The 11754-nt window shown below is 65.6% G+C and carries 10 protein-coding genes and 1 tRNA gene; 9 read left to right on the forward strand and 2 right to left on the reverse strand.

Going from position 1 to position 11754, the window contains the following annotated elements; genetic code table 11:
* The 3 genes from IAG41_RS13355 to IAG41_RS13365 all read left to right on the forward strand — a co-directional run bounded on the left by IAG41_RS13355 (nucleotide 1) and on the right by IAG41_RS13365 (nucleotide 4861).
* Nucleotides 1-3156, forward strand: a complete 3156-nt coding sequence (locus IAG41_RS13355; protein WP_187729106.1) for an efflux RND transporter permease subunit — start codon at nucleotides 1-3, stop codon at nucleotides 3154-3156.
* 85 nt (nucleotides 3157-3241) lie between these two features.
* A complete protein-coding gene (locus IAG41_RS13360) occupies nucleotides 3242-4447 on the forward strand; it encodes a DUF445 domain-containing protein (RefSeq protein WP_187729169.1) in 1206 nt (401 codons plus the stop codon).
* A 21-nt stretch (nucleotides 4448-4468) separates the two neighbouring features.
* Nucleotides 4469-4861, forward strand: coding sequence for a GFA family protein (locus tag IAG41_RS13365; RefSeq protein ID WP_187729107.1), 393 nt, complete (start codon nucleotides 4469-4471; stop codon nucleotides 4859-4861).
* Between the two features lie 38 nt (nucleotides 4862-4899).
* Here the strand turns inward: IAG41_RS13365 and IAG41_RS13370 are convergent, their stop codons facing one another.
* Nucleotides 4900-5571 (reverse strand): HAD family hydrolase, encoded by a 672-nt coding sequence (locus tag IAG41_RS13370; RefSeq protein ID WP_187729108.1) that lies wholly within the window; start codon nucleotides 5569-5571, stop codon nucleotides 4900-4902.
* 244 nt (nucleotides 5572-5815) lie between these two features.
* On the opposite strand from IAG41_RS13370, the gene IAG41_RS13375 reads away from it, so the two are divergent.
* From IAG41_RS13375 to IAG41_RS13390, 4 genes are read left to right on the forward strand one after another with little or no spacing between them, the layout of a single operon-like run.
* On the forward strand, nucleotides 5816-6925 hold the full coding sequence (locus tag IAG41_RS13375) for an ABC transporter permease (RefSeq protein ID WP_187729109.1): 1110 nt from the start codon (nucleotides 5816-5818) through the stop codon (nucleotides 6923-6925).
* Nucleotides 6916-7767, forward strand: a complete 852-nt coding sequence (locus IAG41_RS13380; RefSeq protein WP_410468087.1) for an ABC transporter ATP-binding protein — start codon at nucleotides 6916-6918, stop codon at nucleotides 7765-7767. The genes IAG41_RS13375 and IAG41_RS13380 overlap by 10 nt, the downstream gene beginning before the upstream one ends.
* Nucleotides 7767-8732, forward strand: coding sequence for an MlaD family protein (locus IAG41_RS13385; protein WP_187729110.1), 966 nt, complete (start codon nucleotides 7767-7769; stop codon nucleotides 8730-8732). Before IAG41_RS13380 ends, IAG41_RS13385 begins: the two co-directional genes overlap by 1 nt.
* A gap of 8 nt (nucleotides 8733-8740) precedes the next feature.
* A complete protein-coding gene (locus IAG41_RS13390) occupies nucleotides 8741-9331 on the forward strand; it encodes an ABC-type transport auxiliary lipoprotein family protein (RefSeq protein ID WP_187729111.1) in 591 nt (196 codons plus the stop codon).
* 1 nt (nucleotide 9332) lies between these two features.
* Here IAG41_RS13390 and IAG41_RS13395 read toward each other — a convergent pair whose 3' ends face one another.
* Nucleotides 9333-10229: a peptidylprolyl isomerase gene (locus IAG41_RS13395; RefSeq protein ID WP_316251150.1), complete on the reverse strand. Its 897-nt coding sequence runs from the start codon at nucleotides 10227-10229 to the stop codon at nucleotides 9333-9335.
* Nucleotides 10230-10279: 50 nt separating this feature from the next.
* Between IAG41_RS13395 and IAG41_RS13400 the strand changes: the two genes are divergently transcribed.
* Together IAG41_RS13400 and IAG41_RS13405 are read left to right on the forward strand one after the other, a co-directional pair.
* Nucleotides 10280-10370, forward strand: a tRNA-Ser gene (locus IAG41_RS13400).
* Between the two features lie 154 nt (nucleotides 10371-10524).
* Nucleotides 10525-11688, forward strand: coding sequence for a tyrosine-type recombinase/integrase (locus IAG41_RS13405; protein WP_187729112.1), 1164 nt, complete (start codon nucleotides 10525-10527; stop codon nucleotides 11686-11688).
* Nucleotides 11689-11754 lie beyond the last annotated feature (66 nt).

Raw genomic sequence — 11754 nt, forward strand, 5'->3', positions numbered from 1 at the left:
ATGAGCTTCCGGAACATCTCGGCCTGGGCGATCCGCAATCCGGTCCCCCCGATCGTCCTCTTCCTGTTCCTGACGATCGCGGGGCTCGTCAGCTTCGCCAAGATGGACGTGAACAACGATCCGGACATCGATTTCCCGATCGTGTGGATCTCGATCAGCCAGCCGGGCGCCGCGCCGAGCGAGCTCGAAACCCAGATCACCCAGAAGGTCGAATCGGCGGTTCGCAGCCTACAGGGCATCGACGAGATCAATTCGACGGTTTCGGAAGGCAACAGCCAGACGGTCGTCCAGCTCGACATCGGCACGCCGATCGATCGCGCAGTGGAGGACGTGCGCAGCGCGATCCAGCAGATCCGCGGCAATTTGCCCGACGGCATCCTCGAACCGCAGGTCGGCCGCGTCGACACTGCGAGCGACAACGACATCGCCAGCTTCACCGCGGTCGCCACCGACATGACGGTGGAAGACCTCTCCTGGTACATCGACAATACCGTGTCGAAGGAATTGCTGGCGGTTTCCGGCATGTCGGCGGTCAACCGCAACGGCGGCGTCGATCGCGAGATCAGCGTGGTGCTCGACCCCGCCAAGCTCCAGGGCGTCGGCCTGACCGCGAGCCAGGTCAACCAGCAGCTCCGCGCGGTCAACATGAATGCCGCGGGCGGACGCGCGGAGATCTCGGGCTTCGAGCAGTCGGTGCGCGTGATCGGCAACGCGAAGAATGCCTATGCACTGGGCCAGACCCAGATCTCGACCGGCGCCGGCCGCACCGTGCGCCTGGCGGATATCGCCAACGTCAAGGACGGCTTCGCCGAGCAGCGCAGCCTGGCCAAGTATAACGGCCACCAGGTGATCTCGTTCGACATCCAGCGCGCCAAAGGCGCGTCGGACGTCGAGGTGTTCCATGACGCCGACAAGAAGCTCAAGGAGCTCGAAAAGACCAATCCCAAGGTCAAGTTCCAGCTGCTCGACAATAATTCCAAATATGCCGAGCAGCAATATCACACGGCGATGGAAGCGATGATCGAGGGCGCCGTGCTCGCCGTCATCGTCGTCTTCATCTTCCTGCGCGACTGGCGCGCGACGGCGATCTCGGCGCTGGCGATCCCGCTCTCGGCGATTCCCAGCTTCTGGTTCATGGATATGCTGGGCTTCACGCTCAACCAGATGACCTTGCTCGCATTGAGCCTGGTGGCGGGCGTGCTGGTCGACGATGCGATCGTGGAGATCGAGAACATCGTCCGCCACATGCGCATGGGCAAATCCGCCTATCAGGCATCGATCGACGCGGCCGACGAGATCGGCATCGCGGTGCTCGCCACCACCATGTCGATCGTCGCGGTGTTCCTGCCGGTCGGCCTGATGCCGGGCATCTCGGGCCAGTTCTTCAAGAATTTCGGCCTGACCGTGGTCGCCGCGGTGCTGATGTCGCTGGCGGTGGCCCGACTGCTGACACCGATGATCGCGGCCTATTTCCTGAAAGCCAAGGGCCATGCGTCGCACGGCGAAGGCCGGATCATGGATGCGTACATGGTGCTGCTGCGCTGGACGCTGATGCATCGCTGGGTGGCGGTCGCGGGCTATGCCCTGTCGCTCGGGGCGACGGTCTTCCTGTTCGCCACGATGCCGCAGACCTTCCAGCCGGCGCAGGACCAGGACAGCGTGACCGCGAATGTCGAGATGGTGCCGGGCACCACGCTCGAGCAGACCGAACGCGTCGTCAGCAGGGTGGCCGGCATCCTGCGCGGCGAATCGAACGTCATGAACGTCTATGAGCGCAGCTTCGTCGGCAACGGCCGCGTCCGCGCCGAGCTGAAGGAAGACCGCACCGAGAAGAGCACCGCGTTCGAGAAGCGCCTCGCGCCCCAGCTGCTGGCGATCCCCGACGCGCGCGTCACCTTCCGCTCGCAGTTCGGCTGGGGCTCCAGCGGCCGCGACCTGACCGTCACGCTGGGCGGCGAGGATCCCGCGCTGCTCAACGACACCGCGCTCAAGCTGGTCAAGCAGATGGAGGGGATGAAGGAAGTCGTCGCTCCGCGAATCTCGGGCGATCTTCAGCGGCCCGAAATCATCATCAGGCCGCGGCTCGACCTGGCGGCGAACCTGGGCGTGACCACATCGGCATTGTCCAACGCGATCCGCATCGCGACGCTCGGCGATATCGAACAAAACAGCGCCAAATTCTCGCTCTCCGACCGCCAGATCCCGATCCGGGTGGCGATCAATGAGGATGCCCGCGCCAAGCTCTCGACGCTTCAGAACATGCCGGTGCAGACCCAGAACGGCGGTTCGGTGCCGCTTTCGGTCGTCGCCGAGATCGGCTTCGGCGCGGGGCCGACCAAGGTCGAGCGCCTGAACTTGCAGCGCCGCCTGGTGGTGGGCGCCGACCTCGCGATGGATCCGGCGACGGGCAAGCCCTTCGTCAATGGCGAGGTGATGAAGAAGATCCACGACCTGCCGATCATGAAGAGCCTGCCGGTGGGCGTGGGCGAGATGACCGTCGGCCAGGCCAAGTGGCAGGCGGAAATGCTCAACAACTTCTTCATTGCGCTGGCATCGGGCATCTTCCTGGTCTTCGCGGTGCTGGTGCTGCTCTATCGCCGGTTCGTGTCGCCGCTGGTCAACATGGGTTCGTTGCTCAACGCGCCGCTGGGTGGCCTCCTCATGCTGCTGATCATGGGCATGCCGCTGTCGCTGCCCGTCTATATCGGCATCCTGATGCTGTTCGGCATCGTCGCCAAGAACTCGATCCTGCTCGTCGATTTCGCGCTGGAGGAGATGTACAAGGGCGTACCGAAGGTCACTGCGATCGTCGATGCCGGGCACAAGCGCGCGCAGCCGATCGTGATGACCACGATCGCCATGGTCGCCGGCATGATCCCGACCGCCGTGTCGCTGAGCGGCGACTCGTCCTGGCGCGCGCCGATGGGCGTGGTGGTGATCGGCGGCCTGATCCTGTCGACCGTGTTGACCCTGGTGATTGTGCCGGCGCTGTTCAGCCTGGCGGTTGGCCTCGAACAATGGCTCGGACCGAAGCTGTCCAAGCGGCTGCTCACCTATCGCCCCGGCGACGATGGCAGCCGCGTGCTCGGCCCGGCGCATGACGGCGGCGCGATCGACCACAAGCCCGGGGACGACGCGCCGCAACCGGCGGAGTGAACTTAGCCCGTCCTGATGTATTGGGGAGCGCGTGACCCTACGCGCTCCCAGCACCATCGAGGCCGTGCCCATTGGCCTGCGCCGCATGCGGCTGGTCGCCACCGGGCTGCTGGTGCTGATGGCAGGCGTGTTCCTGGCCGCGCGGCATTTCCAGGATCTGCATCCCGCCATCCCCTTCATCCGCGCCTTTGCCGAGGCCGCGATGGTCGGCGGGCTGGCCGATTGGTTCGCGGTGACGGCGCTGTTTCGCCACCCGCTGCACCTGCCGATCCCGCACACCGCGATCATCCCGCGCAACAAGGATCGCATCGCCGGCACGCTAGCCCAGTTCCTGCGCGACAATTTCCTTACTCCCAGCGTCGTGGCGCGGCGAATGCAGCGGCTGAACCTGGCCGGCGCTGCCGGGCGCTGGCTCGCCAATCCGCCGATGGGGCGCGGGCGGATCGGCGCCGGTGCCTATCGCCTGGGCGCCGACCTGCTCGAATCGCTCGACCAGGAGCGGCTGGGCGGCATGGCCAAAAGCGCGATCGCCGCCCGGCTGCGCGCGATCGACATCGCGCCCCTGTTCGGCCAGGCGCTGGGCGCGGCGATCGCCAATGGCCGGCATTTGCCGCTGCTCGAAGGCATGATCCGCTGGGCGCAGCGCATCCTGGAATCGAACGAGCATCTGATCCGCGAGATGGTCCATGCCCGCTCGGGCGCGGTGATGCGCTGGACGGGACTCGACGAGACCGTCGCCAACAAGATCATCGACGGGCTCCACAAATTGATCGCCGAAATGGCCGACGATCCCAGCCATCCGCTGCGCGCCAAGGCCGAAGAGGGGCTGGAGCGCCTCGCGCACGATCTCCAGAACAAGCCCGAGCTGCGCGAGAAGGTCGAAGCCTTCAAGGCCGAGATGCTCGAGAATCAGGCGTTCCAGCGCTGGATCGACGGGCTGTGGGAACAAAGCCGCAGCGCGCTGCTCCGCCTCGCCCGCGATCCCGAGCGGGCGCTGGGCGGCAAGTTGGGCGAAGCGATGCGCCAGTTCGGCGAAACGCTGCAGGACGATAAAAGGCTGGCGGACACGATCAACCGCTTCGCGCGCCGCACCGCCGTGGGCGCTGCATCGGACTATGGCGACGGCATCGTCCGGCTGGTGTCGGACACGATCCGCGGTTGGGACGCGCGGACCGTGACCGGCAGGCTGGAAAATGCCGTTGGCCGCGACCTGCAATATATCCGGATCAACGGCACGCTGGTCGGCGGCTTGGTCGGCGTGGCGATCCACGCCGTGGATACGCTGCTATAGGTTCGAGCAGAGAGGCGCAGAATGGACCGATTCACCGGCGGCTGTCTGTGCGGCAACGTCCGGATCGTGGCGTCGGGGCTCCCATATCGGGTCGGCCTTTGTCACTGTCTCGACTGCCGCAAGCATCATGGCGCCCTTTTCCACGCTTCCGCAATCTTCCCGCGGGACGCGGTGACGGTCGAGGGCGAGACACACGACTATGCCGGGCGGCATTTCTGTCCGCGCTGCGGCTCGTCTGTTTTCGGATGCAGCGCGGACGAGATCGAAGTGAATCTGGGATCCCTGGATGCCCCTGACCAGCTGATGCCAACCTACGAACTCTGGACCGTCCGTCGGGAGTCCTGGTTGCCGCCGTTTCCGCTCACGAGGCGATACGACCACGATCGCGACGCCACGAGCCGCTTCGAGGCGTAGGCCGGGCGCCGGCTTCGGCCCGACGCGAGTTGGTTCGTTCAGCGCCAGTCGAGCAGCGGCCAGCCCCTTTGCTTCGCCAGCGCCGCCAGCGGCCCATGCGCGTTCACCGCGAACGCCTCGTCCGCCCAGTCGAGCATGGGCGCGTCGGAGACATGGTCCGAATAGGCGCGGATATGCAGGTCGCTCCGCGCAAGGCGCTGGCTTGTCATCCAATTTTCGATCATGCGGAGCTTTACGGGCCCGTAACAGTTCTCGCCTTCAAGGCCGGAGAGAATATGACCTCGCGCATCGCGCTTCGCATTGGTGGCAATCACCGCATCGAACCCGAGCCGGTGCCCGATGGCGGTGGCGTAATAGCCGTGCGAAGCGGTGGCCATCACCAGGCGGTAGCCGGCGGCGCGGTCCGCCGCGATGCGTTCGCGGGCGCCGTGGAGCACGCCGGTTTCCATTTCGACATCCGCGAACGCCTCCGCGACCCGCGCCATCTCTTCCGGCGCCAGCGCCGGGCCGATCATCAGCCGCTGCGAAATCGCCTTCAATCCCGCGCGATCGACAAGCTTGAGCAGATAGCCGAGCCCGGCCATGCCAACCGCCGGCAGCAGCGCCAGGCGCCAGGGGCTGCGCATCCGCGCGGCGTGCACCAGAAAGCGCGTCCAGGTCGGCTGGGCGGTGATCGTCTTGTCCATGTCGTAGATCGCAAGGTGCTGCATTGACGCATCTAGGGCCTGTATCCGTAACCCGCAAAGCCCGTGATCGCCCTGTGATAGCCGCCGGCAAGGAGCGGCTCGCAGCCGCGTGGCGGCGCCACGCGCAAGAGACGCGACGCCGTCCAGCGGCTTTCACAGGGCGACCCCTTCGGGGCGGGCGGATTCCCGGGCATTGCGGGTTACGGATACAGGCCCTAGGCGCGCGGCTCCTTGCCGTTCCACCCCAAATCGCGGAAAGGTGCCCGCGATGAGGGCACGAACCGAATTCGAACGCAGCGATGCCGAAGGCGAGCCCGTGCTCCGCTTCAGTGGCAACCTGTCGCTCGCGTGCCTGGACGACCTGCCGACCCGGCTCGAACAGGTCGACGGCCAGATCGCCCGCATCGACCTGAGCAATGTCGATCGCATGGATACGGTCGGCGCCTGGGTGATCCACCGCTTCGCCCGCGAGCGCGGCGCGACGATCGAGGGACTCGATCCCAACGAACAGCATCTGCTCGACCAGGTCGCCGCCGCCGAGCATCCGATCGAGCTGCCCGCGCGCCTTGCCGATCCCTTTACGCGGATGCTCAACGAAGTCGGCAGCGCCGTCTTCGTCGCGGGGCACACGCTCTACGGCCTGCTCGGCTTCATGGGCGCGACCCTGATCGCGTTCTGGAACATCGCGCGGCATCCGCGCCGCTTCCGCTTCAACGCGACCGTCCAGCGTTTCGAGGTTGTCGGCGTATCGGCGCTCGGCATCATCGGGCTGATGAGCTTCCTGATCGGCATCGTCATCGCCCAGCAGGGCGCGGTGCAGCTCCGCCAGTTCGGCGCCGAGGTCTATACGATCAACCTGGTCGGCCGGCTCACCCTGCGCGAGCTCGGCGTGCTGATGACCGCGATCATGGTCGCCGGCCGCTCGGGATCGGCCTTTGCCGCGCAGCTCGGCACGATGAAGCTCACCGAGGAGATCGACGCGATGCGCACGATCGGCGTCTCGCCGATGGAGGCGCTGGTCGTCCCGCGCACGCTGGCGGTGGTGCTGATGATGCCGCTGCTCGGCTTCTACGCCTCGCTGGTTGCGATCATCGGCGGCGGCCTGCTCTGCTGGGTGTCGCTCGGCATCCCGCCGGTCACCTTCATCCAGCGCATCCGCGAGGTCGTGCCGCTCAACGATCTGTGGGTCGGACTCATCAAGGCACCGGTGTTCGGCGCGATCATCGCGATCGCCGGCTGCTTCCAGGGCATGCAGGTCGAAGGCGATGCCGAGCAGGTCGGCCACCGCACCACCACCGCGGTGGTCCAGGCGATCTTCCTGGTGATCGTGTTGGACGCGTTCTTTGCCGTGTTCTTCAGCAACGTCGGATGGAACTGATGGTGCCGCGCGATTCCACCGAGACCGTCATCTGCGTCCGCGGCCTCAAGAACGGCTTCGGCGACCAGCTGGTCCATGACGACCTCGATCTCGACGTGCGCCGAGGCGAGATATTGGGCGTGGTCGGCGGATCGGGCACCGGCAAATCGGTGCTGATGCGCTCGATCATCGGACTGCAGACTCCGCTCGCGGGCAGCATCGAGGTGTTCGGCGAGAACACGATCGGCCGCGAGGAGACCGAGGCGATCGAGATCCGCAAGCGCTGGGGCGTATTGTTCCAGGGAGGCGCTTTGTTCTCGACACTCACCGTGTCCGAGAATGTCCAGGTTCCGCTCAAGGAATTCTACCCCAAGCTCGACCAGGCGCTGCTCGAGGAGATCGCCGCCTACAAGGTGGTGATGACCGGGCTGCCGCCCGATGCCGCGCCCAAATTCCCCGCCGAGCTTTCCGGCGGCATGCGCAAGCGTGCCGGGCTTGCTCGCGCGCTCGCACTTGATCCGGAACTCCTGTTCCTCGACGAGCCGACCGCCGGCCTCGATCCGATCGGCGCCGCCGCATTCGACGAACTCACCGCGTCGTTGCAGAAGACGCTGGGACTTACCGTGTTCCTGATCACCCACGATCTCGACACGCTCTATGCAATCTGTGATCGCGTGGCGGTGCTCGCCGACAAGAAGGTGATCGCGGTCGGCACCATCGACGAGCTGCTCGCGTTGGATCATCCGTGGATCCAGGAATATTTCAACGGGCCGCGCGGCCGTGCCGCGACCGCTAGCGCCGAACGGCACGAAGCTGAGAATGTCGGGGCCGAGAGCGCCAGGACTGAGGACATGAGGGGCTGATGGAAACGCGTTCGAATCATGTGCTGGTTGGTGCCGTCGTGCTGATCCTGCTCGCCGTGCTGGCATTGTTCATCGTCTGGCTCGCGCGGCTGGGCGGCGGCAACGAGCGCGAATATGACATCTTCTTCAAGCAATCGGTCGACGGGCTGAGCCCCGGTTCATCGGTCAGCTTCTCGGGCGTGCCTTCGGGCCAGGTGAAGGACATCCAGTTCTGGAAGCCCGATCCCAGCCTGGTGCGGGTGCGCATCAGCGTGAAGCCCGATGTGCCGATCCTCGAAGGCACCACCGCGTCGATCCAGGGCAGCTTCACCGGCCCCAGCACCGTCCAGCTCGATGGCGCGGTCAAGGGCGCGCCGCCGATCGCCTGTCCAGTCGAGCATCCGCGCGCAGCCTGCCCCCTTGGCGTGCCTGTCATCCCCACCAAGCAAGGCGGCCTCGGCGCATTGCTCAGCTCGGCGCCGAAATTGCTCGAGCGTATCTCGACGCTGACCGAGCGCCTGTCGGATCTGCTCGGCGACAAGAACCAGGATTCGATCCGCGGCATCCTCGCCAACACCAATCGCCTGACCAAGTCGCTCGCCGATCGCGGGCCCGAGATCGCCGCGACCCTCGCCGAGACGCGCCAAGCCATCGAGAAGGCGGCGACCGCCGCGGAGCAGATCGGCAATCTCGCCCAGACCACCAACGGCGTGCTCTCGGAGAACGTCAAGCCGACCATCGCCAATCTCAACGAGACGATCTCGGCGGCCAAGAAGAGCATGCAGACGCTCGACGCGACGATCGGCGATGCGCGGCCGGGGCTCCAGGCCTTCTCCAAGACGACCGTCCCGGAAGTCGGCCAGCTCGTCCAGGACCTGCGCGAGATGGCACTCGCGCTCACCTCGGTATCGCAGAAGCTCGATCAGGGCGGCGCTTCGAGCCTGCTCGGCGCGCCAAAGCTGCCCGACTATAAAGGCAAGAAATGAGGGGCCCGATGAACACGCGCATCATGATCCTGACCGTGCTGCTGGCCGCGCCGCTTTCGGGCTGCATCTCGTTCGGCGCCAAGCCGCCGCCCTCGCTGCTCACGCTGACCTCAGCGAGCGGACTGGCCGTCGGCGAAACGCAGAAGTCGAACGCCGCCGGGACGATCACCATCGGCGTTCCAGCCGTGTCGCAGGAGCTGGCGAGCAATCGCGTTCCGGTGCATTCGGGCGGCACCGCGATCGCCTATGTCAAGGATGCCCAGTGGGTCGAGCCGCCCTCGCGGCTGTTCGCGCGGCTGCTGTCCGACACGATCACCGCGCAGACCGGGCGCGTCGTGCTGAGCTACCGCCAGTCGCGGATGGACCCCGGTGCCCAGCTGACCGGCGAGCTGCGCGCCTTCGGGATCGACGAGGAGACCAGCGAGGCCGTGGTCACCTATGACGCCGCGCTGCTGCGCGGGGCCGATCCGGTGTTCGAGAAGCGCCGGTTCGAGGCACGCGTGCCCGTCACAAAGATCGATTCGGAAGGTGTCGGCCCGGCGCTCAACCAGGCCGCCAACAAGGTCGCCGCCGAGATCGCCGACTGGGTGGGCAAATAGCCTATTCGGTCGGCGTGCGTCGCACTGCCGGGGCAAGATCACAAACCTCGACGCCGGTGGCGATCGTCGGGGCGTCCGGATGCTCGCGCTTCTGGATCATCGCGGCGTAGCGCGGATTGTCCGCCGCGCGATATTGGAAGCGCGGCCGTTCGTCCTCGGGCAACTGGCTGGCGAGCCGCACCGACGCGATGGGCGTCCGCTCGGACTCGTCCTTGTACACGCCCATGGCCGCACTGCTGCGCGGCATTGCCGAGAAATACTGCATCCCTTCAATGATCCGCCCGACGACGGTGTAATTGCGGTCGAGCCGCCGCGCCGACTGCCCGATTGGGGTGAAAAGCTCGGCGCCATTGCCCGTGTCGGGCAGCGAATCGCGTGCGACGCCCACCGATCCGTAGCAATGCGTCAGCCAGGCCGCCTTTCCGTCGGTAGCGATCGGCCAGCCATCGGCCGTCACGCCGGAGGCCGTCGAATAGCCATCGGCCCGCGACAGGCGTTGCGCGGGAGTGAATGCGCCGATCTCGAACTCTGCCGGCGGCCGCGCGATGATCTCGGGCGGAAGCGGCTTCTTCTCGGAAGCGTCGCCCCATTGCACGACCCAGTTTTCCTGGACGCGATAGACGCTGGCATCGTCCCACCAGCGCGCTTCGGTGAACTTGCGGATATTGGCGACGTGCGCGGGCGCGAAGCGCGCGGCGAGGCGGATGAAAACCTGGCGCCCGTCCTTCAGCGTGATCACCATGATCTCGTTGTCGGGAATGTCGTGCCAGTCGGCCGGGATCGCATCGCCGGGCGCGGGCGCGGTTTGGGTCTGGGCGGTCAGGGATACCGGGGCGGCGAGCGCGAGCAGCGCGAACAGAGGCTTTAGCATGGCGCGGAAGGTGGCACGGTCGCGCACGCTTGCCTAGGGCCTGCACAGGCGGTAGGGCACGCGCCTTCCTGGTATGCGGAGCGGTGGCCGAGTGGTCGAAGGCGCTCGCCTGGAAAGTGAGTATACGTCAAAAGCGTATCGAGGGTTCGAATCCCTCCCGCTCCGCCACTTACCCCCTTTTTGGGGCTCGCCAAGACCCTCCTAAAGCGCTATAAAAGCTTACGAAATCCTGCATTCTCCGTCTCATCGGATTTCACTCAATCCTACCACTTCCCACCATAATGTGGTGGGTAAAATGGCGGGTATTTTGGGAGCGAGGGTTATGGGAAAGCTCACCGCGCTTAAGGTACGCTCACTGTCTGAGCCGGGGCGGTATGCAGATGGCGATGGCCTTTTTCTCGATGTGACCAGCAAGGCGGCCGGCAGATGGGTCCTTCGGGTTCAGTCAAATGGGCGGCGAAGGGAAATCGGCCTGGGTTCGCTGAAAAATGTCTCGTTGGCAGACGCACGCGATTCAGCCTTCGTCATGCGCAAGAAGATCGCGCAGGGAATCGACCCGGTCGCGGAGCGAAAGCAGGAACGGCAGACTGCCCCGACCTTCCGTGATGCGGCCAAACTCGTGCACGAGGAGCACGAAAAGGCATGGAAGAACGGTAAGCACCAGAACCAGTGGCTTGCGACCCTGACCACCTATGCCTTCCCCAAGATCGGGGACCTCCCGGTGGACAAGATCGAGGGTCCCGCGATCCGAGAGGTGCTGATCCCGATCTGGCTTTCCAAGCCGGAGACGGCGAGGCGAGTACGGCAGCGCATCGGCACGGTTCTCGATTGGGCTTGTGCTAAGGGCTTTCGCGCCACCGAAGCGCCGATGCGGTCGCTGTCTAAGGGGCTACCCCGACAGCCCAAGAAGGACGGCCATTTCGCCGCGATGCCCTACGCGGACGTGCCGGAATTCGTGGAAAAGCTTGGCGAACGAAGGTCCGTTGGGCGGCTCGCGTTAGAAGCGCTCATCCTAACGGCCGCGCGGTCGGGTGAGATTCGCGGCGCGCTCTGGTCGGAGCTGGATTTGCAGGCTGGCCTATGGACGATCCCGGCGGCGCGCATGAAGATGGGGCGGCCTCACATCGTGCCACTGTCGCCTGAAGCCGCTGCCGTGTTCGAACGCGCGAAGGAGTATAAGGCGGGAGTCGGAGACCTCGTTTTTCCCGGTCAGGACGTGCAGAAGCCGCTGTCCGACATGACCCTGCTCAAGATTCTTCGGGATGGCGAGCTAACCGTGACGGTGCACGGCTTCCGATCGGCATTCCGGGATTGGGTAGCGGAGCAGACAGACTATTCCGGTGAGGTTGCGGAGGCTGCACTCGCCCATACGGTCGCGAACAAGGTGGAGGCGGCGTATCGCCGGACCGACTTCCTCGATAAGCGCCGCCTCTTGATGCGCGGTTGGGCCGTGTTCTGCAAAAAAGGTCCCCGCTCTGTCGAATGAGGAGGGAGCAGACTACTCGCTTGGCCGCGTTGGCCGGTAAAATCATAAATCACGATTGGCCGGAAG

The organism is Sphingomonas sp. JC676, from assembly GCF_014489075.1.
Lineage (GTDB): Bacteria > Pseudomonadota > Alphaproteobacteria > Sphingomonadales > Sphingomonadaceae > Sphingomonas.